The 24,564-nt window shown below is 71.1% G+C and carries 30 protein-coding genes and 2 pseudogenes; 16 read left to right on the top strand and 16 right to left on the bottom strand.

What is annotated here, in order from left to right; all coding sequences use genetic code 11:
* The first annotated feature begins 2 nt into the window (after positions 1-2).
* Together ASC99_RS21815 and ASC99_RS21810 are read left to right on the top strand one after the other, a co-directional pair.
* Positions 3-965 carry a hypothetical protein gene (locus tag ASC99_RS21815; protein WP_057234651.1) on the top strand — a complete coding sequence of 321 codons (963 nt, stop codon included), beginning with the start codon at positions 3-5 and terminating at the stop codon, positions 963-965.
* 18 nt (positions 966-983) lie between these two features.
* Positions 984-1,733: a DUF5984 family protein gene (locus ASC99_RS21810; protein ID WP_057234648.1), complete on the top strand. Its 750-nt coding sequence runs from the start codon at positions 984-986 to the stop codon at positions 1,731-1,733.
* 7 nt (positions 1,734-1,740) lie between these two features.
* Here the strand turns inward: ASC99_RS21810 and ASC99_RS21805 are convergent, their stop codons facing one another.
* The 3 genes from ASC99_RS21805 to ASC99_RS21795 are packed head-to-tail and all read right to left on the bottom strand — an operon-like array spanning position 1,741 to position 4,543.
* The gene (locus ASC99_RS21805; protein ID WP_057234646.1) at positions 1,741-2,598 is read right to left on the bottom strand and encodes a carbon-nitrogen hydrolase family protein; all 858 of its coding nucleotides are present in this window, start codon (positions 2,596-2,598) and stop codon (positions 1,741-1,743) included.
* A 32-nt stretch (positions 2,599-2,630) separates the two neighbouring features.
* Positions 2,631-3,326: a response regulator transcription factor gene (locus ASC99_RS21800; protein WP_057234645.1), complete on the bottom strand. Its 696-nt coding sequence runs from the start codon at positions 3,324-3,326 to the stop codon at positions 2,631-2,633.
* A complete protein-coding gene (locus ASC99_RS21795; protein WP_057234776.1) occupies positions 3,323-4,543 on the bottom strand; it encodes a sensor histidine kinase in 1,221 nt (406 codons plus the stop codon). Before ASC99_RS21795 ends, ASC99_RS21800 begins: the two co-directional genes overlap by 4 nt.
* A gap of 105 nt (positions 4,544-4,648) precedes the next feature.
* Between ASC99_RS21795 and ASC99_RS41955 the strand changes: the two genes are divergently transcribed.
* The 3 genes from ASC99_RS41955 (at position 4,649) to ASC99_RS21780 (ending at position 6,306) form a co-directional block, all read left to right on the top strand.
* Positions 4,649-5,395 carry a hypothetical protein gene (locus tag ASC99_RS41955; protein WP_063857148.1) on the top strand — a complete coding sequence of 249 codons (747 nt, stop codon included), beginning with the start codon at positions 4,649-4,651 and terminating at the stop codon, positions 5,393-5,395.
* Positions 5,392-5,730, top strand: a complete 339-nt coding sequence (locus tag ASC99_RS21785; RefSeq protein WP_057234641.1) for a transcriptional regulator — start codon at positions 5,392-5,394, stop codon at positions 5,728-5,730. The genes ASC99_RS41955 and ASC99_RS21785 overlap by 4 nt, the downstream gene beginning before the upstream one ends.
* Before the next feature lie 72 nt (positions 5,731-5,802).
* Positions 5,803-6,306: a GNAT family N-acetyltransferase gene (locus ASC99_RS21780; RefSeq protein ID WP_057234639.1), complete on the top strand. Its 504-nt coding sequence runs from the start codon at positions 5,803-5,805 to the stop codon at positions 6,304-6,306.
* Between the two features lie 62 nt (positions 6,307-6,368).
* Here ASC99_RS21780 and ASC99_RS21775 read toward each other — a convergent pair whose 3' ends face one another.
* Genes ASC99_RS21775 through ASC99_RS21760 form a run of 4 tightly spaced genes read right to left on the bottom strand, consistent with a single transcriptional unit; the run spans position 6,369 to position 8,556 of the window.
* Positions 6,369-6,743 carry a hypothetical protein gene (locus ASC99_RS21775; protein ID WP_057234637.1) on the bottom strand — a complete coding sequence of 125 codons (375 nt, stop codon included), beginning with the start codon at positions 6,741-6,743 and terminating at the stop codon, positions 6,369-6,371.
* A gap of 52 nt (positions 6,744-6,795) precedes the next feature.
* Positions 6,796-7,248 (bottom strand): roadblock/LC7 domain-containing protein, encoded by a 453-nt coding sequence (locus ASC99_RS21770; protein ID WP_082598522.1) that lies wholly within the window; start codon positions 7,246-7,248, stop codon positions 6,796-6,798.
* A gap of 37 nt (positions 7,249-7,285) precedes the next feature.
* Positions 7,286-8,173 (bottom strand): hypothetical protein, encoded by an 888-nt coding sequence (locus ASC99_RS21765; protein ID WP_057234635.1) that lies wholly within the window; start codon positions 8,171-8,173, stop codon positions 7,286-7,288.
* A complete protein-coding gene (locus tag ASC99_RS21760) occupies positions 8,173-8,556 on the bottom strand; it encodes a hypothetical protein (protein ID WP_057234634.1) in 384 nt (127 codons plus the stop codon). Before ASC99_RS21760 ends, ASC99_RS21765 begins: the two co-directional genes overlap by 1 nt.
* Before the next feature lie 462 nt (positions 8,557-9,018).
* On the opposite strand from ASC99_RS21760, the gene tdh reads away from it, so the two are divergent.
* The 5 genes from tdh (at position 9,019) to ASC99_RS21730 (ending at position 14,604) form a co-directional block, all read left to right on the top strand.
* On the top strand, positions 9,019-10,047 hold the full coding sequence (gene tdh, locus ASC99_RS21755) for an L-threonine 3-dehydrogenase (protein WP_057234632.1): 1,029 nt from the start codon (positions 9,019-9,021) through the stop codon (positions 10,045-10,047).
* Positions 10,048-10,078: 31 nt separating this feature from the next.
* Entirely contained in the window at positions 10,079-11,305 is a 1,227-nt protein-coding gene (locus ASC99_RS21750) for a glycine C-acetyltransferase (protein ID WP_057234630.1), read from the top strand.
* A gap of 150 nt (positions 11,306-11,455) precedes the next feature.
* Positions 11,456-12,271: a hypothetical protein gene (locus tag ASC99_RS21745; RefSeq protein WP_157531669.1), complete on the top strand. Its 816-nt coding sequence runs from the start codon at positions 11,456-11,458 to the stop codon at positions 12,269-12,271.
* A 324-nt stretch (positions 12,272-12,595) separates the two neighbouring features.
* Complete coding sequence (locus ASC99_RS21735; protein WP_057234624.1) at positions 12,596-13,513, top strand: LysR family transcriptional regulator; 918 nt, start codon at positions 12,596-12,598, stop codon at positions 13,511-13,513.
* Positions 13,514-13,704: 191 nt separating this feature from the next.
* Positions 13,705-14,604 carry a Gfo/Idh/MocA family protein gene (locus ASC99_RS21730; protein WP_304440498.1) on the top strand — a complete coding sequence of 300 codons (900 nt, stop codon included), beginning with the start codon at positions 13,705-13,707 and terminating at the stop codon, positions 14,602-14,604.
* On the opposite strand, the gene ASC99_RS21725 is transcribed toward ASC99_RS21730, so the two are convergent.
* Positions 14,576-15,007: a PPOX class F420-dependent oxidoreductase gene (locus tag ASC99_RS21725; RefSeq protein WP_057234621.1), complete on the bottom strand. Its 432-nt coding sequence runs from the start codon at positions 15,005-15,007 to the stop codon at positions 14,576-14,578. The genes ASC99_RS21730 and ASC99_RS21725 overlap by 29 nt on opposite strands.
* Before the next feature lie 88 nt (positions 15,008-15,095).
* Complete coding sequence (map, locus tag ASC99_RS21720; RefSeq protein ID WP_057234620.1) at positions 15,096-15,863, bottom strand: type I methionyl aminopeptidase; 768 nt, start codon at positions 15,861-15,863, stop codon at positions 15,096-15,098.
* A gap of 62 nt (positions 15,864-15,925) precedes the next feature.
* Here map and ASC99_RS21715 point away from each other — a divergent pair, with 62 nt between their 5' ends.
* On the top strand, positions 15,926-16,201 hold the full coding sequence (locus tag ASC99_RS21715) for a helix-turn-helix domain-containing protein (protein WP_057234619.1): 276 nt from the start codon (positions 15,926-15,928) through the stop codon (positions 16,199-16,201).
* Between the two features lie 135 nt (positions 16,202-16,336).
* On the opposite strand, the gene ASC99_RS37495 is transcribed toward ASC99_RS21715, so the two are convergent.
* Positions 16,337-16,510 carry a CinA family protein gene (locus ASC99_RS37495; protein WP_082598521.1) on the bottom strand — a complete coding sequence of 58 codons (174 nt, stop codon included), beginning with the start codon at positions 16,508-16,510 and terminating at the stop codon, positions 16,337-16,339.
* Between the two features lie 131 nt (positions 16,511-16,641).
* Positions 16,642-16,851 (bottom strand): CsbD family protein, encoded by a 210-nt coding sequence (locus ASC99_RS21710; protein ID WP_057234617.1) that lies wholly within the window; start codon positions 16,849-16,851, stop codon positions 16,642-16,644.
* A gap of 166 nt (positions 16,852-17,017) precedes the next feature.
* Between ASC99_RS21710 and ASC99_RS21705 the strand changes: the two genes are divergently transcribed.
* Complete coding sequence (locus ASC99_RS21705; RefSeq protein ID WP_057234615.1) at positions 17,018-17,914, top strand: SDR family oxidoreductase; 897 nt, start codon at positions 17,018-17,020, stop codon at positions 17,912-17,914.
* 186 nt (positions 17,915-18,100) lie between these two features.
* Here ASC99_RS21705 and ASC99_RS21700 read toward each other — a convergent pair whose 3' ends face one another.
* Positions 18,101-18,514 (bottom strand): nuclear transport factor 2 family protein, encoded by a 414-nt coding sequence (locus ASC99_RS21700; RefSeq protein WP_057234614.1) that lies wholly within the window; start codon positions 18,512-18,514, stop codon positions 18,101-18,103.
* A 271-nt stretch (positions 18,515-18,785) separates the two neighbouring features.
* On the opposite strand from ASC99_RS21700, the pseudogene ASC99_RS40850 reads away from it, so the two are divergent.
* Together ASC99_RS40850 and ASC99_RS21695 are read left to right on the top strand one after the other, a co-directional pair.
* Positions 18,786-19,177, top strand: a pseudogene (locus tag ASC99_RS40850) (hypothetical protein).
* A gap of 22 nt (positions 19,178-19,199) precedes the next feature.
* Positions 19,200-19,496 (top strand): actin depolymerization factor/cofilin-like domain-containing protein, encoded by a 297-nt coding sequence (locus tag ASC99_RS21695; RefSeq protein ID WP_057234612.1) that lies wholly within the window; start codon positions 19,200-19,202, stop codon positions 19,494-19,496.
* Here ASC99_RS21695 and ASC99_RS40845 read toward each other — a convergent pair.
* A pseudogene (locus ASC99_RS40845) lies at positions 19,394-19,669 on the bottom strand (hypothetical protein); the annotation flags it as partial. The gene ASC99_RS21695 and the pseudogene ASC99_RS40845 overlap by 103 nt on opposite strands.
* Positions 19,670-20,102: 433 nt before the next feature.
* Between ASC99_RS40845 and ASC99_RS21690 the strand changes: the two are divergent.
* A complete protein-coding gene (locus ASC99_RS21690) occupies positions 20,103-21,362 on the top strand; it encodes an MFS transporter (protein WP_057234610.1) in 1,260 nt (419 codons plus the stop codon).
* A 105-nt stretch (positions 21,363-21,467) separates the two neighbouring features.
* Here the strand turns inward: ASC99_RS21690 and ASC99_RS21685 are convergent, their stop codons facing one another.
* The 3 genes from ASC99_RS21685 to ASC99_RS21675 form a co-directional block, all read right to left on the bottom strand.
* On the bottom strand, positions 21,468-22,217 hold the full coding sequence (locus ASC99_RS21685) for a nucleotidyltransferase domain-containing protein (protein WP_057234609.1): 750 nt from the start codon (positions 22,215-22,217) through the stop codon (positions 21,468-21,470).
* A 187-nt stretch (positions 22,218-22,404) separates the two neighbouring features.
* Complete coding sequence (locus ASC99_RS21680; RefSeq protein WP_057234607.1) at positions 22,405-22,641, bottom strand: hypothetical protein; 237 nt, start codon at positions 22,639-22,641, stop codon at positions 22,405-22,407.
* A 65-nt stretch (positions 22,642-22,706) separates the two neighbouring features.
* Complete coding sequence (locus ASC99_RS21675) at positions 22,707-23,447, bottom strand: VOC family protein (protein ID WP_057234605.1); 741 nt, start codon at positions 23,445-23,447, stop codon at positions 22,707-22,709.
* Between the two features lie 588 nt (positions 23,448-24,035).
* On the opposite strand from ASC99_RS21675, the gene ASC99_RS21670 reads away from it, so the two are divergent.
* Positions 24,036-24,564: RICIN domain-containing protein (locus ASC99_RS21670; RefSeq protein ID WP_200948371.1), on the top strand; the 529-nt coding region annotated here is incomplete at its 3' end.

The following is a 24,564-nucleotide window of genomic DNA, read 5'->3' as shown; positions in this document are numbered from 1 at the left end:
CTATGACCACTCCACCGGCGTCCGAACCGGACCGTACCGTGCGCCTCGGGAAGCCGGCGGACGCGGAGCCCGCACCCGTACCCGTACCCGTGGTGGCGCTCGGCCCGGTGCGCCGGACCAAGCCTGCCGAACCCGCGCCCGCTGCTGTTCCCGCTCCCGCTCCTGCTCCCGAGCAGACCGTCCGGCTCGGCGGCCCGGTGGCCGGGCCGAACGCGACCGTCCAGCTGCGGATCGAACCGGCGGAGGCGGCGGCCCAGGCTGCGGCGCTGAACGAGGAGTTGACGGTCCGGCTGAACCAGGACGAGTCCTCCGGCACCGTCCGGCTCGGCCCGCCGCCGGCCGGGAGCACGGTGCACCTGCGGCTGCCGGCCGAGGCGACCGGCTTCGAGAGCGCGACCTTCCTCGACCCCGAGGTCTGGCCCGCGCCCGCTGCCGACGACCGCACCCGGCCGGAGGCCCCGGCCGCCGCGGCCGGACCGTTCCAGCCGGACGGCCTGCGCCGGTTCGGCCCCGGCGTCCCGCCGCWGGCCGCCGCCGTCTGGCACGGCACCGCCGAGCCACCGCGCAAGCGCCGGTGGAAGCGGTGGCTGGTCCTCCCGCTGCTGCTCGCCCTGCTCGCTGCCCTCGGCTACTGGGCCTGGCAGCAGTACGGCCGGCCCATGGTGGTCGAGTCGGTGGCGATGGAGACCGACCCGGCGCCACTCGGCTGTGAGGGCACCCAGGTGATCCGGGCCACCCTGGCCACCGACGGCGGTGGCGGCGACCTCCGCTACCGCTGGCGCCGCAGCGATGGAACGGACTCCGGCGAACTCGCCCAGCACATCACCCGAGGCCACCGCACGACCGAGTTGGTGCTCCGCTGGTCCTTCCACGGCGAGGGCTCGATGGACGCCACCGCCACCCTGGAGGTGCTCTCCCCGGACTCCCACACGGCGGGCGTATCCTTCACGTACGACTGCGCCTGAGGCTGTCAGACTTGGCCGGTGATTCGCTTCCGGTTCGAACTGACGCCAGTGGAGGACGTCCGGCCGTGGGGCAGTGAGCCTCCCGCGCTGCACTGGTTCGCCCTGACCGACGGCTGGTACTGCATCGACGTGGACGGCCACGAACTGCTGCGTTATTCGCGGCAGGAGCCCGGCGACGACGAGCAGAACCCGTACGTCGACTACTACGTGGTGAGGCTCTGGGAAGACGTGATCGAGGTGCTGCCGGAGGCCCTGGAGCCGGTGCCGGCGGACCTGCTGGACTTCGTCTCCCGCGACGTCGGCCGGGCGTCGCGGGAGAACTCGCCGGAAGCCGAGGAGGCGGGTTCCTGGCACGCCGACCACGCGCTGCCGATGGGTCACCTGTCGGAAGCGCCGTACATCCGCTGGTGGCGGGTGACGGGTGACGACCACGACAGCGTCACCGTCACCTGGCAGTACCGGCCCGGCGCCGAGATCGAGTTCGCGGCTCCGATGACCGGGCGGGTCACCATGCCGACGGCCTCGTTCCTCGCCGCCGTGCACGAGTTCGACCGGTCGCTGCTGGCGGAGATGGAACTGCGCGTCACCGCGCTGGAGACCACCGGAGCACCGGTCGGCGTCGAGCTCGACCTGGAGCACCTCCGGCACGAGCAGCGGGAGCGGGCCACCTGGCTGCGGCGGGCCCTGGAGCGGGAGTGCGCGACCGACTGGCCCGCCGTACGGGCCGGCGCCCGCGAGCTGCTCACCACCCGGACCGAACCCGCCTGACCACCCGTCAACCGAGGGTGGCGGCCCTGCGGGGGAGAGTCGGGGCGGTGAGCGAGGGGTCGGTCAGGACCGGGTCGTCCGCGCGGGCCCGGGCCAGGGCGGTGGGGGAGAGGTGGGCCGTGGCGAGGGCGGGGCCGTCGGGGCCTGCCTCGGTGAGCAGGGTGCCGTCGGGGTTCCAGACCGCGCTGCCGCCGCAGCCGTGGTACGGGCCGCTCGGGGCGCAGTGGTTGGCCAGCAGGGTGTAGCTGGTGTTGTCGAGGGCGCGGGCCGGGAGGACGGTGGTGCGCTGGTGGGCGCCGCTGCCCCGGCCGAGCATCGCGCCGAGGAGGTAGGCGTGGGCGCCGTCCAGGGCGGCGGCACGGGCGTGCTCGGGGAAGCCCAGGTCCCAGCAGATGCCGAGGCCCAGGCGCCAGCCGTCCAGGGTGAGGGTGCAGCCCTCGGTGCCGGGGCTGAAGCCGGCGGCCCGTTCGTTGGGGGTGGAGTGCTGCTTGTCATACTGGGTGACGAAGTGTCCGTCGCGGCCCAACACCAGGGCCGAGATGCGGAGTTGACCGCTGTCCTGGTGACGGGTCGGAGCGCCGACCACGACGGCCGTGCGGGTCTCGGCACAGGCGGTGGCCAGCGGGTCGAGCCGGGGGTCGGCCGGACCGAGGGTGTGGGTGCCTGGGTCGGCGACGATGCCCTGGAGTTCGTAGCCGGTCAGGAAGAGCTCCGGCAGCACGAGCAGTGCGGACCCCTGGTCGGCGGACCGCCGGACCAGTTCGGCGGCGGTGGCGATGTTGGCGGCGACGTCCAGGGCGGAGCAGGCGGCCTGACCGGCGGTCAGGGTGAGACCGGTGGACGGCAGGGCATGAAGATCACTCATGGACGGCCAGACTACCCAACCTCCGGGACGGGTCAGCCGGCGATCCCCGGCACCACCAGACCGGACTCGTACGCGATCACCACCGCATGGGTCCGGTTCTGCGCGCCGAGCTTGGTCAGTACGTTCCCGACGTGCGTCTTGACCGTCTCCTGGCTCACCGTGAGCGACTCCGCGATCTCCGGGTTGGACAGGCCGGTGGCCACCAGCCGCAGCACCTCCTCCTCACGCCCCGTCAGCGCCGCTCTCGGCAGGGCCTCGGCGGAACCCAACGGACGGGCGGAGACCATCCGGCGCAGCGCCGCCGGGAACAGGATCGCCTCGCCCGCCGCCGCCACCCGCACGGCCTCGGCGATCTGCCGGACCGGCAGCCGCTTGAGCACGAACCCGCTGGCCCCCGCACTGAGCGCGGCGGTGACGTAGCCGTCGTTCTCGAAGGTGGTGATCATCACGACCTTCGGCGGTTCTCCCGGCTCGGCCAGTAACTGCCGGGTGGCCTCGATCCCGTTGCGCCGCGGCATCCGTACGTCCATCAGGACCACGTCCGGCCGCAGCAGCCGGGCCTGTTCGAGCGCCTCGACACCGTCGGCGGCCTCGCCGACCACCGTGATCCCCGGCTGCGCCGCGAGCAGCGTGCGCAGACCGCTGCGGGTCACCTCGTCGTCGTCCGCGATCAGGAGCGTGACGGGGGCGCCGGTCGGGACGGCGCCGCCCGGCTCGGAGCCGGTCATGCGGACAGCCGCACCGGGAGCCGGACCGCCAGTCGCCAGTGCTGCGACCCGTCCGGACCCGCCGTCAGCTCACCGTTCAGCAGCCGCACCCGCTCGGCCAGCCCGGGCAGGCCGTGCCCGGAGGTCGGGAACGCACCCGGGCCCGCCCCCGCGCCGGTCCGGTTGACCACGGTGAGCTCCAGCCCGTCCGACGCGGCCGCCACCCGGACCTCGATCGGACCGCCCGCCCCGTGCCGCAACGCGTTCGTCAGACCCTCCTGCAGGATCCGGTACGCCGCCCGCGAGAGCGTCCCCTGGACCTGCGCCAACTCGCCCGACAGCTCGGGCTGCACCACCGCTCCCGCGTGCCGCAACCGGTCCAACAGCTCCGGCAGGTCGGCCAGGGTCCGGGTCGGCGCCGTGCCCGCCTCCTCCTCGCGCAGCACGCCCAGCACGTAGTCCAGGTCCTCCAGCGCGGCCCGGGTCGACTCCTCGATGCTGCGCAGGGCGGCCCGCGCCGCCACCGGGTCGGCGGAGAGCACCTCGCCCGCCACCGCGGCCTGGATGGTGGCCGCCGTCAGCGTGTGTCCGATCGAGTCGTGCAACTCGTGGGCCAGCCGGTTGCGTTCGGCCAGCTGCAGCTCCCGCTCCGCCGCCAGCGCGAGCCGCTCGGCCGAGGAAGGGCCCAACAGCCTTGGCGCCAGCCACCGTAGAGTGTTCGTCACCAGCACACAGACCACCAGCGCCAGCAGCACGCAGCAGAGCGCCACCACCCAGCTCCAGCCGTCCGTCACCGAGGCCGACCAGCCGAACAGGGTTACCCGCGCCGCGCTGCCGGTCCAGCCCGCCGGAACGGTCAGGCCCGCGAGCAGCAGTACGCCGCTCACCAGCGCCCCCGTCCACCCCAGTGCCACGTGCAGCACCAGCCAGAGCGGCGTCCGCCAACGATCGGCACCGGACGGCCCGGTGGGGGCCTGCGGCAACGGCACCCCGAGCAGTCGACGGCCCGAGGCGATCAGCACCCGCCGGGTGGTGCGGGGCAGCCCGAGCACACCGATCAGCGCCGCCCAGAGCAGCAGGCACAGCGCGGCCTGCACTCCGTACGGAGCGGTCGGCCAGACCAGCGCCGGCAGCATGGCGAACGGCAGCAGTGGCAGGCTCGCCATCGCACCGCAGTAGGCGAACAGCGCGCCCGAATACGTGGAGCCGCGCAGCAGCGGCCGGATTCCCTTGATCATGATCGCAAGTATGGCCGGGCCGCTCACCGGCGACCTCCCCCGATCGGGGGAGCATTCTCCTGTGAGTTGCTTGCCACAACTAGTTTGTGATGCAAAGCTGACTGCATGACAGACGCATCGGTGCCGTCGCAGGGCACCCCTCACGAAGTCCTCGCCGGCCTCGGCGATCTGACCCGCAGGGTCCGTGCCGCGCAGCGCGGTACCTGGTTCCCCCTCCTGCTGCTGGGCGCGCTCACGCTGGGCGGAATCCTGGTCAGCCGCTTCACCTTCGAGGTCCTGACCGTTCCCTGCCCGGCCGGTGACGCCGCGACCGGCGGTGGCTGCACCCTGTACAGGCAGGGCTCGCCGGTCTACTGGCCGATCGGACTCGCCCTCGCCTACGCCGCGACGGCGTTCTTCTACATCCGCCGCACCCGTAACCGCGGAGTCGGCACCCCGGTCCGGCCGTACGTCCTCACCGGGATCGCCCTGGTCGGCCTGGTGACCGCCACCGCGTTCTGGAGCTTCCGGCACGGTCTGGTTCGGCCCGGCGACCCGGTCGATCTCCTCGGTCTGCGGCTCGATCCCACCTCCGGGGCGACGCAGTTCCTCGAACGGCTCGCCGGGAACGCCACCGCAGTGGGGCTGCCGCTGCTGGTGCTGTCCTGGGTGGAACGCAGCCGCGCCCTGCTGCTGCTCACCGTGGTGTACCTGGCCATCGAACTGGTGCCGCTCACCACCGGCTGGGCGGGAATCTCCGCCACCTCACCCTGGTCCGCCCTGCCCCGGTTCGGCGTACCCGGACTGCTCCTGCTGCTCGGCGCCCTCGGCTTCCGCCTGGCCGAGCTGCGCGACCGGCGCGACGTCTCATGACCACCGAACCCGAGCAGCACCCCGTCAACGGACTGGACGACGTGGTCCACCAGCGCGTCCGCCTCGGCATCCTCACCGTCGCCCACCAGGCGCGCCGGGTCGAGTTCGGCTTCCTGCGCACGGCCCTCGGCCTCACCGCCGGAAACCTCAGCCAGCACCTGGCCGTCCTGGAGAAGGCCGGGCTGATCCAGGTCGAGAAGGGCTACGAGGGGAAGCGCGCCCGCACCTGGCTCTCCCTCACCCCCGCCGGCGGCCGCGCCCTCCAGGACGAGGTCACCCAGCTCAAGCGCCTCATCCAGCAGATCGAACAGGGCAGTTCAGCCCCGGAGTCCTGATCCGGACGGCATGCCCGCGGTGCGGCTCCGGGTGCGGCGTACGCTGCTGGCACCCGATGAACTGGAGAACGTGTGATCACCGCCGAGCCCGTCCGGACCGACAGGCTGACGCTGCTTCCGCTCCAGGTGGAGCACGCCGAGGAGATGGCCGAGGTGCTGTCCGACCCGGGCCTGCACAGCTTCATCGGCGGTGAGCCGCTCGGCACCGAGGACCTGCGTGCGCGCTACCGGCGGATGACGGCGGGGTCGCCCGATCCGGCGGTCGGCTGGCTCAACTGGGTGCTCCGGCTGGAGGATCAGGGGTGCCTGGTCGGTACGGTCCAGGCGACCGTCGTGGCCGGGGAACGGGGGAGCGCCGCAGAGATCGCCTGGGTGCTCGGGACGCCCTGGCAGGGGCGTGGCCTCGCCGTCGAGTCGGCCCGGGCGCTGGTCGGCTGGCTAGGGGAGCGGTCGGTGGGTACGGTGATCGCCCACGTCCATCCGGAGCACCTGGCGTCGGCGGCCGTCGCGGCCGCGGCCGGGCTGGTGGCCACCGACGAGTGGCAGGACGGCGAAGTCAGGTGGCGACTGCCCTGAGGCCGGCGGTCCTGGCCTGACGGCTCCGGCCGCAGGGGGAGCCTGCGGCCGGAGAGCCGGGGTCAGACCTCCAACTCGGCTTCGATCCGCTTGAGTTGGTGCCGGGCCATGGCGAGGTTGGCCCGGCTGCGGTCCAGGGCGAGGTAGAGGAAGAGACCCTTGCCCGAGCGCCCGGTGAGCGGGCGGATCAGGTGGTACTGGGTGTTCAGTGAGATCAGGATGTCCTCGATCGCCTCCTTCAGGTTGAGCAGCTCGATCGCCCGGACCTTGGCACGGACCACGTCGGTGTTGCCCGCGGCGGCCACGTTCAGGTCGAGTTCGGCGCTGCCGCCCAAAGTGCCCAGCGCCATACCGCTGTTGTAGTCGACCAGGGCGACGCCGATGGCGCCGTCGATCGAACTCATGACGTCCTTCAGGGCGGTCTCGGTGTTGGCCATGATGGTGGCTCTCCTATTCTGCGGTGAGGTTCGGGACAGGTGGGTAGAGAGGTCAGTCGCGGTCCTGGCGGGCCAGCACGGCGTCGGACAGTTCGGCGATCCGCCGCCCGGCCCGGCGGGCCTCCAGGTGCAGGCGGCCGATGTTTGCGTCAGGACCGGCCAGCAGGGTGAGCACCACGAAGCTGCCCGCCGCGTAGGTGGCGGTGTAGCCGAGTTCGCCCCGGGTGAGCAGCTCGCGGAACTCTCCCTGCCCGGTCGCCTCGGCCAGCCGGGCGCCGACCCCGAGCGCGGCGGCGGTGAGCGCCGCGACCCCGGACGGCTCCAGGCCCCGGGTGTCGTGGGCGACCACCAGGCCGTCGGTGGTGGCGACCAGACTGCCGGTCAGATGCGGGACTCTGGCCCGTAGCCCGCTCAGTTCGTCGAGCAGGCCGGGGCCGGCCAGCAGTTCGGGATCTATCAGGACGGGTGGCCGGCGGCCGGTGAACTGTCGCAAGGTGCGCTTCATGACTCGATCGGGCGGACGGTACGGACGGGTGGAACACTCACAGTCGGGCCTCCAGGCCGGCTCGGATCCTGAGCAGCAGGGCGACGTGCGGATCTGACGGGTCGTACGCCGGTGGGGCGGCGGATCCGGGCGGTGCGGCGGATCTGGGTGGTAGGGCAGGTGGGGCGGCGGTCAGGCCACCCGGCTCGACCAGCCCGCGGGCGGCCAGGTGCCGGACGTCCAGGACGGTGCCGTAGGCGGACCGGCCCAGCAGCAGGGCGATCTCGGTCGGCGTACGGTGCCCGTCGGCGGCCTCCAGCACGGCCTGCCGACGCCGGGTGCAGCCGCGTGGCACCGTGCCGGGGCGGCGGCGGACGGCGACCGCGTCCAACTGTGGTGATGGCCAGACCCGGTCGAGCAGGGCCCGCCTGCGGCCGACCGCCACCCGCAGCTCGCGGACGCTCATCGGCCGGTCGAGCGTGAGCAGCGGTGCGCTGCCGGGCACGAAGCTCGGCTCGCCCCCGTCCCCTTCGGGGCGGCTCAGCACGACATACGCGGCGTCCAACACTGCGGTCAGCTGGCAGAGTTGGAGCTCGCCGAAGCTGACGTGGCCGGCGCCGACCAGCTGCTCCGCCAGGGTACGGCCGGTGCCGGCGCAGGCGGCCAGCTGGGCGGCCCACTGCGGCCCGGTCAGCCGGCCGCAGCCGGTGAGCAGGGCCTCGACGCCCGGTGCGGCCGGGCTGTCCGCGTCCACCACCGCGCCGTCGGCCAGGTGCAGGGCGCCGGCGCTGGCGTACAGGGTGCCGGTGGCCCGGGCGGCGGCGAGGTCGGCGAGTGCGGCCTCCACCGGCCCGGCGGGGGAGCGGCCGGACCGGCGCCGACGGGGGAGCCGGAGGGCGGGTGCGGGCGCAGCGGGTGGGGCCGGAGCGGGCAGGGTGACGATCATCAGTCCAGCACCAACTGCTCGGCGATGGCGGCCAGTCGGAGTCTGGCCATGGCCAGGTTGGCGCGCTCGCGGTCCAGCCGGAGGTAGAGGATCAGGCTGCTGTCGAAGTCGGTCTCCAGGAAGCGGACCAGGTGGTAGGCGGCGCCGGTGCTGAGGATCAGGTCCTCGGCGGGCGCGGTGCCGGCGGCCGGGTCGGTGAACGAGGTGCTCTGGGTGACCGCCCGGGCCAGCTCGGTCGCGTCGGCGGCCCCGGCCTCGTGGTCACCGCCGGGGCCCGCCCCGGCGGTGCCGAGCGCGAGGCCGCTGGTCCAGTCGACCAGGCTGGCCCCGAGGGCACCCGGTACGCCCATCGCCTCGGCAAGGCAGTCATCAATTCCCGGCACGGGTCCGCTTCCCTCCCGCCGTACCCGTGGCAGGGCACAGCTGTGGTCCCGCGCTCACAGGCGGTAACCTTTGCGGGACGTAACGCTAGCCCGGTCCATCCGATCGTGGGTCGGATTCGGGCATATTCATCGGGCATATGCCCGAATCTGCTAAGGAACAACTTCCGTGTCTTCCAGCGGAACTGACGGACCGTCGGCCCGGCCGGGGCGCGGGTGGCGCCCGGGTTTCAGTGGCAGCGCCGGGGTACCGCCGTCCGGGTGGTCCCCGGCACGGCGGCGGGCCGGTGGGGGCGGGCTCGGGGACGATCGTGAAGCCGAGCTGTGGCGGCCGTTAAGAATTCCTCGATGGACCGCAGCCGCGCTCAGCAGGCAGATTGCACAGTGCCGTGCGGCCCCGGTCATGATCCGGGTCAGGCCGTCGGCAGCCCAGGACCGTCCCACCGTGCGTCAGGAGCCGTCGCCGTGAAGGCACTCGTCAAGCAGAAGGCCGAGCCGGGACTCTGGCTGATGGACGTCCCCAAGCCCGTGATCGGCCCGGCCGAGGTGCTGATCAAGGTGCTCCGGACCGGGATCTGCGGCACCGACCTGCACATCCGGAAGTGGGACGGCTGGGCGCAGCAGACGATCAGGACGCCGCTGACGCTCGGTCACGAGTTCGTCGGCGAGGTGGCCGAGATCGGCGCCGGGGTGACCGACGTCAACGTCGGTGACCTGGTCAGCGGCGAGGGTCACCTGGTCTGCGGCAAGTGCCGCAACTGTCTGGCCGGGCGCCGCCACCTGTGCCGCAACACCATCGGCCTGGGTGTCGGCCGGGACGGCGCGTTCGCCGAGTTCGTCGCGCTGCCCGCCTCCAACGTCTGGGTGCACCGGGTGCCGGTCGACCTGGACGTGGCCGCGATCTTCGACCCGTTCGGCAACGCGGTGCACACCGCGCTCTCCTTCCCGCTGGTCGGCGAGGACGTGCTGATCACCGGCGCGGGCCCGATCGGCATCATGGCCGCCGCCGTCGCCAAGCACGCCGGTGCCCGCAACGTGGTGATCACCGACGTCTCGCCGTACCGCCTCGACCTGGCCCGCGAGGTCGGCGTCACGCTCGCGCTGAACGTCGCCGAGCAGTCCATCGAGGACGGCCAGCGCAAGCTCGGCATGCGCGAGGGCTTCGACGTCGGCCTGGAGATGTCCGGCCGCCCCGAGGCGATGCAGTCGATGATCGCCAACATGACGCACGGCGGCAAGATCGCCATGCTCGGCCTGCCCGCCGAGCAGTTCCCGGTGGACTGGGCCTCGATCGTCACCTCGATGATCACCATCAAGGGCATCTACGGCCGGGAGATGTTCGAGACCTGGTACGCCATGTCGGTGCTGCTCGAGGGCGGCCTCGACCTGAGCCCGGTGATCACCGGCCGGTACGCCGCAGCGGACTACGAGGCCGCCTTCGACGAGGCCGCCGCCGGCCGTTGCGGCAAGATCATCCTCGACTGGACCGTCTGATCACCCATCAGATCATCAGGTAGGAGCCCCTGTGTTCGACAATGTCCGTGATGACCTCGCCGCGACCCTGACCGAGATCCGTGAGGCCGGTCTGTTCAAGCCGGAGCGGGTCATCGGCAGCCCGCAGAACGCCTCGGTCACGGTGACCGGCGGCGGGCAGGGCGAGGTGCTGAACTTCTGCGCCAACAACTACCTCGGCCTGGCCGACCACCCCGCGGTGGTCGCCTCGGCCAAGGAGGCGCTGGACCGCTGGGGCTACGGCATGGCCTCGGTGCGTTTCATCTGCGGCACCCAGGACGTCCACAAGCAGCTGGAGGAGCGCCTCTCGGGCTTCCTCGGCCAGGAGGACACGATCCTGTACTCCTCCTGCTTCGACGCCAACGGCGGCGTCTTCGAGACGCTGCTGGACGAGCGCGACGCGGTCATCTCGGACGCGCTCAACCACGCCTCGATCATCGACGGCATCCGGCTCTGCAAGGCCCGCCGGTACCGCTACGCCAACCGCGACCTGGCCGACCTGGAGAAGCAGCTCCAGGACAGCCAGGACGCACGCCGCCGGCTCATCGTCACCGACGGCGTGTTCTCCATGGACGGCTACATCGCCCCGCTCCGCGAGATCTGCGACCTCGCCGACCGCTACGACGCGATGGTCATGGTCGACGACTCACATGCCGTCGGGTTCATCGGCAACGGTGGGCGCGGTACGCCCGAGCTGCACGGGGTCATGGACCGCGTCGACATCATCACCGGGACCCTCGGCAAGGCGCTCGGTGGGGCCTCCGGCGGGTACGTCGCGGCGCGAGCCGAGATTGTTGCGCTGCTGCGCCAGCGCAGCCGACCGTACCTTTTCTCCAACTCCCTGGCCCCCGTGATTGCCGCGGCCTCCCTGACCGTGCTGGACCTGATTGAGCATTCCGGGAGTCTGCGCGACCGGCTGGCCGCCAACACCGCGCTGTTCCGAGCCCGGATGACCGCCGCCGGCTTCGACATCCTTCCGGGCGAGCACCCCATTGCTCCCGTTATGGTTGGTGACGCGGCCCAGGCCGGTCGGCTGGCCGAACTGCTGCTGGCCCGTGGCGTTTACGTGATTGGCTTCTCCTTCCCCGTGGTTCCCCACGGGCAGGCCCGTATTCGGGTTCAGCTTTCCGCCGCTCATTCCACCGAGGACGTTGAGCGCGCTGTCGAAGCCTTCGTGTCCGCCCGCGCCGAGCTTGCCACCGAGCTTGCCGCCAAGGGCGCCGCCGATATTGGGGCGTAGCCCGTCGAAGGCCGCCAGGCCGGGGTCGCGGTGGCCGCCGCCGGCCCCGCCGGACTGACCGCCGGCTCCACCCGTCAGCAGGGTGGGGCCGGTCGGGCCCTTGCCGAAGCTGGTGCCCAGCAGTGACATGCCGCCGTTCATCGCCTGGGTGTGGGTGTCCTCGTTCTCGGACAGGTTGCGGACCACCGTGTCCATCTTGTCGGCGGTGCCGCGGAACGAGTTGAGAATCCGGGTGAGCACGTCCATGCCGACGGTCTTGGCGACCTCCTCGGCGATGGCGATGGCGAGCTTGCCGAACGCGTCACCGGGCTTGCCGACGTCCAGGCTGTCGACCACCCGGCGGAACGAACTGCCCGCGCTGTCCACGTCGTCGGAGTGCTTCCGGACCTCCAGCGCGCACTGGGCCATCGCCGCCACGTCGACGCCGAAGCCCTTGCCGGCGCCACCGCTCCCGGAGCCGCTGCCCATCACCTTGGCGACCACGGTCTCCGCCAGGTCGGCGATCGGCTTGGCGAGCTCGTGGGCGAGCCGGGAGACCGCCTCGTCCAGGATCTCGGAGAGGATCACCTTGCCGGCCGCGATGATGGCGGGCGTGCTCAGGCCGAAGGTGGCCGAGGAGGCCGCCAACTGGGCCTGGATGTTGATCAGTTGGACCAGAGCCTGGCCCTTGCACACCTGGATCACCAGGGCGGCGGCCTTGATCGCGGTGGAGGCGACACCCAGGACGTCCACCACGATGCTGGAGTACTTGGAGATCGTGCCCCACAGCTCGGCCAGCTTGTCGGCGGACTCCCCGTGATAGACCTCACCCAGTTTGGCGAGCGCCTTGTCGGCCGCCATCTGGGTGGAGTCGATGGCCGAGGCCAGCTTGTCCAGCTGGTCGGCCAGTCTGGTCAGTTCGTCCTCGTTCGCCTGGGGCCAGTTCACCCCGAGGAGTTTCAGTACGAACGTCAATTCCGAAGGTAACTCGAGTGCCATTGCTGCTGCCCCCCAGCTGCTCGTGGTCGGCCCGTGATCGCAGAACGCGACGATACACACGGAACTCCGCTACCACTACCGGACCTTGACCTCGGGTTGAAGGCGTACCCAGTACGGACTGTGTGTCGTCGTTCGTAGCGTAGTAGTCGAGGCGGACAACGGAACGGGCGGTGGGCGTCCTGGTACAACTCCGTTACGGCGCGGGGCGAAAGGCGAAGGGCGAATTTCGGCCAACGCCGAGCGGCCGTGGCCGGAGCCCGACCGGGGCGACCGGGTTTCTGACCTGGGGCGGCGCGCTGGCAGAATGGTGGCGTGATCGACGCAAGACGGTTGCGGACCCTGCGGGCCGTGGCCGACCACCGGACGGTGACGGCCGCCGCCGCCGCGCTCTACCTGACACCCTCGGCCGTCTCCCAGCAGCTTGCCGCACTGGAGCAGGAGACCGGCCACGAACTTCTCGCACGGGAGGGCAGGGGGGTCCGGCTGACCGCGGCGGGGGAGATCCTGCTGCTCCACGCCGATCTGGTGCTGGCCCAGCTGGAGCGGGCCGAGGCCGACCTCGCCGCGTACCGCGAGGGCGTCGCGGGCGAGGTGAAGGTGGCGGCGTTCGCCACCGGGATCGCGCTGGTGCTGGCCCCGGCGATCAGTGCGCTGGCCGAGACCGCCCCGGGCGTGCGGCTCCGGGTGCTGGACGCCGAAGGGGACGCCAGCCTGCCGATGGTGCTCGACGGCCGGGCGGATCTCGCGGTCGCGGTGGAGTACCGGGGTGCACCCCGGGCCGACGACCAGCGGCTGACCCGGGTGGCGCTGTACGCCGAGCCGTTCGACGCGGTGCTGCCGCTCGGGCACCCGCTGGCAGCGGGCGTCGGGCCGATCGCGGTGGCCGAGCTGGCCACCGAGCCGTGGATCGGTCCCTATCCCGGCAACCCGTGCCACGACGTGGTGCTGCTGGCCTGCGAGTACGCCGGGTTCCAGCCACGGCTGGTGCACTCCTCGGACGACTTCCGCGCGGTGGTCGCGCTCGCCTCGGCCGGCGCGGGGGTCGCCCTGGTGCCGCGCTCGGCGCTGCGCGGGACCGACCTGGCGGCGGTGGCGGTCCGGCCGGTGGACAGCGCGCTGGCCACCCGGAAGGTGTTCGCGGCGATCCGGACCGGGGCGGAGCGGCACCCGCTGATCCGTCCGGTGCTGGCCGCGCTGACCTCGGCTGCGGCGCCGCTCGCGGTGGAGTGACGGCCGTACTGTCAAGTGGGCGTTCAGGGGCCAGTTCTGACTGATCGGATGTCTGTTCTGACTGATCAGGACCCGTTCTGGCATATGCTGCTGAGCGTGGCCGGGCACCACGACGGCGTGGCGCCGCCGCTGGACGAACGGTTGGAGTACCCCCGATGAGCGAGCACGCGCCGGACCCCGCGACCGAGCCGATCCCGGTCGGGGTGATCGGACTCGGCGACATCGCACAGAAGGCGTACCTGCCGGTGCTCGCCGCGCTGCCCGGCCTGGACCTGCGGCTGATGACCCGGGACCGGGCCAAGCTCGACCGGATCGGCGACAGCTACCGGATCCCGCAGCGCTACACCGACCTAGGCGAACTGATCGACAGCGGCCTGCGAGCCGCCTTCGTGCACGCCGCCACCGACCAGCACGTGCCGATCGTCACCGCACTGCTGGAGGCGGGCATCGACGTGTACGTCGACAAGCCGCTCGACTACCACCTGGACGGTGCCCGGGTGCTGGTCGAACTGGCCGAGCGTCAGAACCGGTCGCTGGCGGTCGGCTTCAACCGTCGGCACGCCCCCGGCTACCTGATGGCCAAGGAGCGGCCGCGCGACCTGATCGTGCTGCAGAAGAACCGCGAGGGCCTGCCGGAGGCCGCCCGGACCCTCGTCTTCGACGACTTCATCCACGTGGTGGACACCTTGCTGTTCCTGGCCCCCGGCGAGATCGACCACGTCGACGTCCGGTCCCGGATCCGCGACGGCCTGGTCGAGCACGTGGTGCTGACCCTGGCGGGCGAGGGCTTCACCGCCCTCGGCATCATGAACCGCCTCTCCGGCTCCACCGAGGAGATCCTCGAGGTCTCCGGCGGCGAGTCCAAGCGGGCCGTGCACAACCTCGCCGAGGTGATCGACCACCGCGGCCAGCCCACCGTACGGCGCCGGGGCGACTGGGTGTCGGTGGCCCGGCAGCGCGGGATCGAGCAGGTGGTGGTCGGCTTCCTGGACGCCGTCCGGGCCGGCAAGGTGCTGTCGGCCCGGGACGCGCTGCGCACCCACGAGCTGTGCGAGCAGATCGTCAACGAGCTGGCGGCGCAGACGCGTTGACGTCCCGGGCGGTGTTGCCCCGGTGCGCGAGGTTCCAGCTGATGATGCGGTCCGGGTGAATCCGGATCACCTCGTCACTGAAGAACCCGGGTGCCTGGGGCGGCGCCACTCCCGTCAACAGATCGGCCCGGCCCCGCAGTTCCACCCCACGCCCCCACCCGGGCGCCACCTGGTCGTCCGCCGGAGCAAAGTCGTCCACCACGAACGACACCAGCGGATTCGCCTGCAGATTCCGGTACTTACGGCTCTCACTGAGCTTCGGCCCGCCGATGTCGACCGTACCGTCCGGATTGAGCCGGAACGAGACCGGCCGCACCTGCGGACCCCCGTCCGGGCCCACCGTCGCCAGCCGCCCGAGCGACTGCCCCGCCAGGTACGCCCGTTCCTGCTCGGTCAGTGCCATCACCGTCTCCGTCCCGTCGCCTTGGTCCGACGGTAGAAGGTGAAGCCCACTTGAAGTCAAGGACGGGCAGCGGAAGCCGGATCCGGGGTCAGGGCAGGGTGAGGATGCGGGGGCCGTCCTCGGTGATGGCGACGGTGTGTTCGATGTGGGCGGCCCGGCTGCCGTCGATGGTGCGCAGGGTCCACCCGTCGGGGTCGGTGCGGTACTCGTTGCGTCCGCCGGCCATCAGCATCGGCTCGATGGCGAGGGTGAGTCCGTGGCGCAGGCGGAAGCCGCGGCCGGGCCGTCCGTGGTTGGGGACGTGGGGGTCCTCGTGCATCTGCCGGCCGATGCCGTGGCCGCCGAAGTCGGCCGGCATGCCGCAGCGGGCCTCGCGGGCGACGGTGCTGACGGCGTGGGCGATGTCGCCGATGCGGTGGCCGACGATGGCTGCGGCGATGCCGGCGTCCAGGGCCTGCTGAGTGGCGGCGATGAGTTCGAGGTCGGCGGGGCGCGGGGTGCCGACGGTGAAGCTGATCGCGGCGTCGCCGGTCCAGCCGTCGAGTTCGGCCCCGCAGTCGATGCTGACCAAGTCGCCGTCACGCAGCCGGTAGTCGGTGGGGATGCCGTGCACGACGGCGTCGTTGACGGAGGCACAGATCACGGCGGGGAAGGGTATCGGGGCGAAGGAGGGCTGGTAGCCGAGGAACGGCGAACGCGCTCCGGCCGTGGTCAGGACGGTGCGGGCGGCTTCGTCGAGCTCGCGCAGGCTGACTCCCACGGCTGCCGTCGCGCGGACGGCCGCGAGTGCGTTGGCCACGGTGCGGCCGGCTTCGCGCATCGTCGCCAGTTCCCTGTCGGTCTTGATCTGCACCATGCTTCGTGTCTCCTCGGGAGGCGGTGTGACCCAATACTTATACCGGTATTAGTATCACGGTCATGGTGAGAGTTCCTTTGAGCCCGCAGGAGCGGCAACGCGGCGAGCGCTTCGGCGCGCTGCTCCGCGAGGCCCGCGGCGAGCGCAGCATGGTGGACGTGGCGGCCGCGGCCGGAGTGTCCGCCGAGACCCTCCGCAAGATCGAGACCGGCCGGGCCCCGACCCCGGCCTTCTTCACGGTGGCAGCCCTGGCCCACGCGCTGGACCTGTCACTGGACGTCCTCGCCGCGGCCTGCGCGGAGGAGGCCGACCACGGCGGGGAGGCCCTGTCGGCGTGAACGTCGGGCGGTCACCTCGGCGTCGACCCGGGTGAGGGCCCGGTCCAGGATCGGCAGCGTGTTGGTGCGAGGAGCAGCACCAGGTTCGGCGGGCGAGGAAGGTGAGGCCTACCGGGCTACGTACCCGCCCCTGCTTCAAGGGCGGAGTTGCTCCCGGAGAAGTTCCAGGGCGCCGGCAACCGCCGCGTGCTGCACGGCCAGTCGGCCGCCGGTCAGGGACTCCGCGACTGCGAGAGTGCTGCCGGCGGCCGACAGGGCGGCAGTCAGCTGACGGGCCGTCCGCCGACAGTCCGAGGTCGGACCGGTCATCCCGCCTCACCTCCCGTCAGCCGGGCCAGATCCCGGTGAGCCGCCGGACGCCGACGGCCCCGCAGGCCGGCCGCGATGAGCACCTCCCGTCGGCTGCGGTCCGCCTGTGCGTGGATGCGGGTCGCCGGAAGTCAGCGGTCGAGGGTGCTCCTGATCTTGTCAGTGCCCTTCCTGGCCGCGTCCTTCACATCGTCCGCAGCCTGCTTGACCTTCGACTGGGCCTGATCGCCCTGTCCCTCGGCCTCGAGCCGTTCGTCGCCGATCGCATGGCCGGTCTTCTCCTTGGCCTTTCCCGTGAGCTCCTCGGCCTTGTGCTTCAGCCTGTCCGACGGGTCGCTCATCGTGCTCTCCTTCTCGCTCGGTCTCCCCCTCGGGGAGCGGCTGCCCGCTGAGCGGAGGTGTATGCAGGACCACCTGCGACCACGACCCGTGCCCGCGAGCAAGGATGAACTGGGCGCGGCCGGGCAGGCGCCCCATGTCCGTCAACGAACGACCAGCGAGGATGCCATGAGCAGCGACCAGTTCACTGCGCAGGACCCGGTCGGGCAGTACCCCCGGCCGGACTTCGCCGAGCAGAGCCAGCCGTACCCGGGCCGAAGCGAGCGGATGGATCCGGAGCCCGACTACGGCGAGGCCTCCTACCGTGGCACCGGCCGCCTCCGGGACCGGGTCGCGCTGATCACCGGCGGCGATTCCGGGATCGGCCGGGCGGTCGCCCTCGCGTACGCCAGGGAGGGAGCTGACCTGCTGTTCTGTCACCTGGCGGCCGAGGAGGAGGACGCGGCCGAGACCGTCCGCCTGGTCCGGGAAGCGGGCCGGCGGGCGGTGAAGGTGGCCGGGGACGTCCGGGAGGAGGGGTTCTGCGCCGAGCTGGTGGGCCGCACGGTCGACGAACTCGGTGGCCTGGACGTGCTGGTGAACAACGCCGCGTACCAGATGGCCCAGGAGGAGGGGCTCGCGGCGATCAGCACCGACCAGTTCGACCGGGTGATGAAGACCAACGTGTACGCGATGTTCTGGCTCTGCCAGGCGGCGCTGCCGCACCTGCGCCCGGGCTCGTCGATCATCAACACCGCATCCGTCCAGGCATACCAGCCCGGTTCGCACCTGCTCGACTACGCCGCCAGCAAAGGCGCCATCGTCACCTTCACCCAGGGCCTGGCCCAACAGCTCGCTCCCGACGGGATCCGCGTCAACGCGGTCGCCCCCGGCCCCGTCTGGACACCGCTCATCCCCGCCACGATGCCACCCGACCGGGTCGCAGCCTTCGGCAGGCAGTCACCACTCGGCCGACCTGCCCAACCCGCCGAAATGGCACCGCTCTACGTCTTCCTAGCCTCCCAGGAAGCCAGCTACATCACCGGCGAGATCGTGAACGCCACCGGCGGCAGGCCCCTCCCCTGACGGCAGGCCGGGTGGTCGGCGGATTGCCCGTGCTCTTCGAGGGCACAGCGGCCCTGTGGATCCGACACTGCCGATGTGGCCGTCTGCCGCCTCCACACGGAGCCGCTCGGCCTCGGGGTTCGCGAGACCTGCCCAGTCGAGCCGAGCTCACCGGCCGCCCGCTCGCTGCTCCAGCTCCGGACGTCCTCAGGCCAGCAGCTCGGGCGCGAAGTAGTCGCGGAGCCGAGCGATCTTCCCCTCGCGGATGCGGAAGATCTGGACCAGCGAGACGGTCACGTCGTCCCCGCCCTCCTCCCCGTCGAAGACGGTGTCGATCTCGGCGATGAACACGTCGGGGTCGGCGGTGGTGTGCAGCACGTATCCGGTCTTCTCAAGGTTCGGGGAGGGGCCGTCCTTCGGCTGCCGCCCGTAGTACGCCGCCATCGCGCTGCGGATCTCCTCGCGACCCACCAACCGCCGGGGGAAAGCGGCGCCGGCAGGCATGAGCGGGGCCTCGAACACACCGTCCTCGGTGAAGCTCTCTGCCAGCGCATCGGCATTCCGGGTCAGGGAGCCGGCGTAGACGTAGCTCTCGAAGATCTGCTGCGGGGTTCGGGACACGGCGGCCTCCCTGGGATCGGACACGGGAGTCCACACAATCACGGCGACCCGCCCGGGGCGGCGATTCACGAGAACGCCCCTCGGCGGCGGACCGGCCGACCTCCAGGCACCCACCGTGGCCGGCCGGAGTTCGGTGAGGTGGTCAGCCGCGCGCCCTTTCCGGCTTCGGAAGCGCTGACGAAGGGTCAGGCCACGTTCCTCCGGGAGCCTTTCGGGTAGGCACCAGCGCCGAACCGTACCACCGCGATCGGGGCCGCGTACCGTCGGCTCCGTGCCTCATCATCCGAAGAAGCCTCGCCGACTGGTCGCCGACGGGCGTACGTACCTGTGGACGCTCCGTCACAGCCATCGCGCGCCGGACGGCGGTCGATCAGCCGACTGTCGCGAGACCCTGACGTTGTATCCGCAGCCGCGCGGCGCCGGTGGTGCGCTGCGCATCGTCTTCGCCGAGGGCCCGGGCCGGTATGTCCCGGGCGGGTTTCCCCTGGGTTCCGGGGACGTGGGGTACGTCCGGGGTGGCCCCTGAACCTGCACGAACCAGGAGCCGTACGGGCGCTGCTCGACGCGGCGTCGGCCGGCGGGTGGCAGCCGGGGGAGCGGCGGGCGGTGGAACTGGACGGCTGGCCCCTGCTGGAGTCGGCGGTTGCCGCGCGAGCCGGGTAGCCGACGCCCGGAGAAGCCCCGAGTGGTGATCGTCGACAAGTCCGGTACCGCGGAGACGTACGACGACTTCCTCGATCAGCTGCCCGCGGACGAGCCTCGTTTCGTCGTCTACGACCTGGCCTTCACGGTGGGCGGCGGCGAGCGGCGCAAGATCAGTCTGATTTCCTGGTGCCCCGAGGGAACGACGACCAAGCTCCGGATGGTCCACTCCTCGACCTACAACCAGGTCCGCAACGTCCTGGACGGAGTCGCGATGTACGTGCAGGCCACCGACATCTCGGACGTCGAGTACAGCGAACTGGTCTCCCGCGCGAGCTGAACCAGGCTACGTCGGCGACCCTCGAAAACCCCGGCCTCACTGTGCAGCCACGTGCGGGCCGCTTCGGCGTAGGGCTCAAGGTGTTTGAGACGGAACGGGGAGTCGGGGCCAAGAACAGTGCCCCTGCGACGCCCGCGGAGGGTGTCCTGGTCGGCGCGGAGGACCGCTCTTCGCCGACCAGCCCACCAATGCGCAGCTCGCCGACCCGTCGTGTCGGAGGGCGGCCGACCGGATCGCCGCGAACATGCGGACCGCACCTACGGTCCACGAAACGCTCGTCTCACTCACCGCCGGTCTCGGCCTTCGCCCCTGACCATTGATCAGAACCCCTCCAGCCGTGATGCGCGCTGCCTCGGCAGCACCGGCGTGATCACGGCCAGGTCGGTAGTGCTGTGCGGACTGCGGCCGTCAGTTTCCCTGCCGAGTCAGCGCGTTGAGCCTCGACCTTGACGCTCAATCGGTGCGATGGGGGCCGTCGGTCGACCGCACCTCTCGGTGTTCCGGTCCCCGAGTCCGGGGGAACCATCTTGCGTCACCCCGTCAGTTTCCGATAGGAACTTACCTAGCGAAGTAAGTTCCCAAACGAAACTGACTGGAGCCTCGGACTTGCCCTCCCCTGCCGCACCCGCTCTCTCGGCGCAGAGAACCGCTCCTGTCCCGCCCCTCTCCCCCTCCGTCGCCTTCTGGCGCTACTGGGCCGCCGCCACCGTCAGCAATACCGGCAGTGCGGTCACGGTGATCGCCCTCCCACTGATCGCGCTCACCGTCCTCGACGCGACCGCGCTGCAGGTCACCCTGTTGGCGGCGGCCGGGCAGATCTCCTGGCTGCTGCTCAGCCTGCCCGCCGGAGTGGTCGCCCAGCGCATCGAACTCCGCCGCCTCCAGGTCACCTTGGACCTGCTCCGGTTCGTCGCCCTCGGCTCGATCCCGCTCGCCTGGTGGCTGGGCGGCCTCGGCTACCTCCACCTGCTCCTTGCCGCCCTCGTCACCGGCGCGGCCACCGTCCTCTACGACATCGCCAACTCGACCTTCCTGCCGGCTGTCGTCCCGTCCGGGCAACTCACCGCCCGCAACAGCCTGATGTCAGGGACGCATGCGGTCACCCAGACCGCAGGACCCTCGGCCGGCGGGCTCCTCGTCCAGGCGGCAGGGCCGGTCGGCGCGCTGCTCGCCGACGCCGCCAGCTACCTGACCTCCGCGCTGGTACTGCGCACCCTGCCCGCCACCCGGCCGGCCGAGCGGCCGAAGGAGAGCACGGCACGGCTGATCGCCGAGGGCTGGCGATACGTCACCCGGCACCCGGTGATGCTGCCCTGCATGCTGTGGGCCACCGCTGCCAACTTCGTCTGCGCGGGCTTCGCCGCACTCACCCCGCTCTACCTGGTCCGTGAGGCTGGGCTGCCGCCGGCACTGCTCGGCCTCGTCATCGCGGCGGACGGCCTCGGGGCGCTGGCCGGCGCGGCCCTGGCACCGTGGGTCTCCCGTCGGCTCGGGACCGCCCGCGCGCTGCTCGCGAGCACGGTGACCAGCGTGCTGTTCCTGTTCCTGGTGCCGCTGACCACGGACACCGGCAACGTGTACTGGTTCGCCCTGGGCAGCTTCGGTTTCGGACTCGGCATCGTCATCGGCTCGATCACCACCCGCACCCACCGGCAGACCGACTCCCCGCCCGAACTGCTGTCCCGTGTGATGGCCACCGTTCGGTTCGTCTCCTGGGGCGTCCAGCCGCTCGGGGCCCTGACCGCAGGCATACTGGCGACGGCCGCCGACCCGCGCACCGCCCTCTGGGTGATCTGTGCCACGGCACTGTTCCCGCCGGTCGTCCTGCTCCTCAGTCCCGTCGCCCGCCGCCGCAACCTGTCCTGACGGTCCGTAACCCGGACGATGTCGCCGGTCTCGTCGACCACCAGCACGGCCTCGTCGTCGTGCAGGTGCTCGACCAGCAACCGAGCTGTCGGCTGGGGCAGGGCTTCAGCCCATAGCCAGAGTGCGCCTGATGCCGCGCCGCACGAAGGCGCGGGCCCGCATCGCTCGGCGGACACGTCGCAGACGGCTGATCGGCGCGGGATTTGCATAGCGGCGGTCGTGGATGTCCCGAACCACGTCTGCGGGCGCACCGAGTTCCAGCAGTTCCGCCAGGGCTTCGCCCTTCGTGATCAGCCGCCCGTCGCGCAGCGTGACGGTGGCGCGAGCCAGGACCAGCAGGCCCAGGTCCACCCAGATGTCCCGCATCCAGAGCAGGGGCTTGCCCGTGGCCGGAAGCCAGAACTCCGCCAAGTCGCGCCGGATGAAGTCCTCCAGCTGCCCGCGGGCGAGCGGCGGAAGCAGTTCCGTCGGCGTCGGACCGTAGAGGGTGAGCCCACCGTCGAGCAACTCCCGGCGGGATACCGGTGTCACCGGGCGTTCCAGGAGCATGCTTTGAGCCCAGGTGAAATGACGGGTCTCGGCCTCGGAGAGCGCTGACCTGACCATGTACGAGCAGTGCAACTTGGCCGCGGCCGGCTCTTCGTCCAGCAGCCGCTGGTGAATGCCTGTCAGTCGATCCCTCTGCTCGCCATCCAGAGGCATTTCGACTATCGCGATGAGATCAAGATCGCTGTGCTCGGGCTGAAAGTCGCCCAGCGCGAGTGAACCGTGTGCCCACACGGCCACCGTCGGCACCGCCAGCCGAATCTCGGAGACGAACCGCTTGAGCACGAGATCCGTTTCAGTCGCCGCCATGCCGGGATCCTCGCACACTGCCATGTACTGCGCCGCAGGTTTCGTATGATCACGATCTACGGCTGGAGTACCAACGGCCCGGGGAGGTCCGGTTCCTCCGAGCCGAGCTGGAGGGCGCCACCGTTGAACCGGTGTGGGCCGTAGACCCAGCCTGTGGTGGGCGATGTTCGACCAGAGGTCGCCCTGCTCAGTAGGCCAGTCGGAGCTGGGGACCTGGTACGGGGAACTGTCCGATGAACACCAGCGGTTCGCCGGAGGCCGGATGCACCGGCCAGGTCGGTTCGGAGAGCCAGACAGGCTCGCCACCGAACTTGGCCACCGGGTCGGCGATCCGTTGCCCGGCGGCTCTGAGGATCATCTGCTGGCGTGGCAGGAAGGCGGCGTCGTACGGCCCTTCCGCCTGCCCAGTGGGACGCGCGATCATGAGCGGACCCTATGGCACGTCACCGACGAACCGTGTGATCGGGCGGCCGCTGCTCCGATTCTGCGTCAGGACAGGGCGAGGACGCAGAACTCGTGGCCCTCCGGGTCGGCCAGGCACGTCCACGGGACGTCGCCCTGGCCGAGGTCGAGGTCGGTGGCGCCGAGGGCCCGCAGTCGGGCCACCTCCGCTGATGTGTCGTCACCGGGGTACGGCAGCAGGTCGAGGTGGACGCGGTCCGGCACGGTCTTCACGTCGGGTGTGCGGATGAACTCGAGGTACGGGCCGACACCCTTGGCGGAGCGCAACACCGCGTGATCGTCGGCCACTTCGTGCAGGGTCCAGTCCAGCGCCTCGTCCCAGAACCGGGCCATGGCCCGCGGGTCCGTGCAGTCGATCACCACCGCGGCGATCGGCCCGGTGTCCCGGTAGATATCCCGGGGCTCCAGCACGCAGAACTCGTTGCCCTCGGGGTCGGCGAGGATCGTCCACGGCACGTCGCCCTGGCCGACCTGGGCGGGCGTCGCACCGAGGGCCTTCAGGCGCGCGACCAACTCCACCTGGTGGGTGGCCGAGTTGGTGGCGAGATCGAGGTGTACACGGTTCTTCGTCCTCGTCTTGGGCTCGGGGACGGGAACGACATCGACGCAGACGGTGACCGGATCCGGCCAGACGAGGCCGCCGCCCGGGCCGACGTAGGTGGTCACGCCCGGGCTGTACGCCGTCCAGCCAAGTGCCTCCGCCCAGAACCGGCCTACCGCCGCGTGGTCGAGAGCCTTGATGTTCACCTGAACAGGTCGCAGTGCCATGCGGGCGATCCTATGCACCAGCAGTCACAGCACGTGTGACTGGAAGCCGTGGTCGGCGGGAGAGTCAGCAGTTCGTGCAGATGGTTGCGCGGGTTGGAAGTGATAGTTGACGGCCTTCGCCGCAAGCGACTACGGAGGGTGAGGCGATCATTCAGATGGACCCGGCCGACCTGATCCGCAAACACTCGGATGATCGATAGCGCAACGGCTTCCAACTGCCGCCCGCGCCGAAGAGTGTGAGCGCTCAGGTCAGTCCCGTCAACAACTCTGACAGGACGAGATTCTGATGACGCCTCAGTAACGGACAGGTTGCGGCACGGTACTTGACGGCCTCTCGGGTCCCATGGTTTTCTCCCTGCAACACGCCGGATGTTCGACTTTCAAGTTGTTAGCGCTAACAATGCGCCGGAGACCCGGTCTCCCCCACCCCCGCAGGGGTCACGTCTTGCCGCCGCCTCGGACGTGTCGTGCCCGGTCCGCACGCACCGAGAAGGACCGACCCCTGCCCAAGTCGCCCCTAGGAGGGTGCAGATGAACGCTCTCGGTACAGCTCCACGAAGCTCGACACGGCGAGGATGGCGGCCGCGGATGGCTGCCCTGCTCTCGATGGTCTTCGTGGCCGGCTTCCTGGCCATGGTGAACCCGTCGTCGGCCTCGGCTGCTTCGGTCGACACCGGCAAGTGGTACGTGCTGGTCAACCGCAACAGCGGCAAGGCGCTGGACGACTACAACTTCGCCACCGCCGACGGTTCGCCCGTCGTCCAGTGGACCCGGTCCAGCAACGAAGCCCAGCAGTGGCGATTCCTGGACTCCGGCAGCGGCTACTACCGGCTGCAGAACCGTAACTCCGGCAAGGTGCTGGACGACTACGGCTGGTCCTCGGCCGACGGCACCGACGTCGTCCAGTGGAGCGACCTCAACGCGACCAACCAGCAGTTCCGCCTCGCCGACTCCGCCGACGGCTACGTCCGCCTGCTGAACCGTCACAGCAGCAAGGCCCTCGAGGTCCAGGGCGCCTCCACCGCCGACGGCGGCAAGATCGTCCAGTACGCCGACTGGGGTGGCAGCAACCAGCAGTTCGTCCAGTACGCCGACTGGGGTGGCAGCAACCAGCAGT

The organism is Kitasatospora sp. Root107, from assembly GCF_001424875.1.
Taxonomy (GTDB): Bacteria; Actinomycetota; Actinomycetes; order Streptomycetales; family Streptomycetaceae; genus Kitasatospora.
The sequence above is the reverse complement of the archived record's forward strand: the minus strand, read 5'-3'. Positions and strand labels throughout refer to the sequence as shown.

Bases quoted from the DNA above. Each gene is read 5' to 3' on its own strand.
- ASC99_RS21680 (WP_057234607.1), bottom strand. From the start codon at position 22,641: ATGATCGCGCGTCCCACTGGGCAGGCGGAAGGGCCGTACGACGCCGCC.
- ASC99_RS21770 (WP_082598522.1), bottom strand. From the start codon at position 7,248: ATGAAGCGCACCTTGCGACAGTTCACCGGCCGCCGGCCACCCGTCCTG.
- map (WP_057234620.1), bottom strand. From the start codon at position 15,863: ATGGTGCAGATCAAGACCGACAGGGAACTGGCGACGATGCGCGAAGCC.
- ASC99_RS21765 (WP_057234635.1), bottom strand. From the start codon at position 8,173: ATGATCGTCACCCTGCCCGCTCCGGCCCCACCCGCTGCGCCCGCACCC.
- ASC99_RS21675 (WP_057234605.1), bottom strand. From the start codon at position 23,447: ATGGCACTGCGACCTGTTCAGGTGAACATCAAGGCTCTCGACCACGCG.
- ASC99_RS21785 (WP_057234641.1), top strand. From the start codon at position 5,392: ATGACCACCGAACCCGAGCAGCACCCCGTCAACGGACTGGACGACGTG.
- ASC99_RS21715 (WP_057234619.1), top strand. From the start codon at position 15,926: ATGGTGAGAGTTCCTTTGAGCCCGCAGGAGCGGCAACGCGGCGAGCGC.
- ASC99_RS21800 (WP_057234645.1), bottom strand. From the start codon at position 3,326: ATGACCGGCTCCGAGCCGGGCGGCGCCGTCCCGACCGGCGCCCCCGTC.
- ASC99_RS21775 (WP_057234637.1), bottom strand. From the start codon at position 6,743: ATGGCCAACACCGAGACCGCCCTGAAGGACGTCATGAGTTCGATCGAC.
- ASC99_RS21725 (WP_057234621.1), bottom strand. From the start codon at position 15,007: ATGGCACTGACCGAGCAGGAACGGGCGTACCTGGCGGGGCAGTCGCTC.
- ASC99_RS41955 (WP_063857148.1), top strand. From the start codon at position 4,649: ATGACAGACGCATCGGTGCCGTCGCAGGGCACCCCTCACGAAGTCCTC.
- ASC99_RS21705 (WP_057234615.1), top strand. From the start codon at position 17,018: ATGAGCAGCGACCAGTTCACTGCGCAGGACCCGGTCGGGCAGTACCCC.
- ASC99_RS37495 (WP_082598521.1), bottom strand. From the start codon at position 16,510: ATGACCGGTCCGACCTCGGACTGTCGGCGGACGGCCCGTCAGCTGACT.
- ASC99_RS21685 (WP_057234609.1), bottom strand. From the start codon at position 22,217: ATGGCGGCGACTGAAACGGATCTCGTGCTCAAGCGGTTCGTCTCCGAG.
- ASC99_RS21710 (WP_057234617.1), bottom strand. From the start codon at position 16,851: ATGAGCGACCCGTCGGACAGGCTGAAGCACAAGGCCGAGGAGCTCACG.
- ASC99_RS21795 (WP_057234776.1), bottom strand. From the start codon at position 4,543: ATGATCAAGGGAATCCGGCCGCTGCTGCGCGGCTCCACGTATTCGGGC.
- ASC99_RS21805 (WP_057234646.1), bottom strand. From the start codon at position 2,598: ATGAGTGATCTTCATGCCCTGCCGTCCACCGGTCTCACCCTGACCGCC.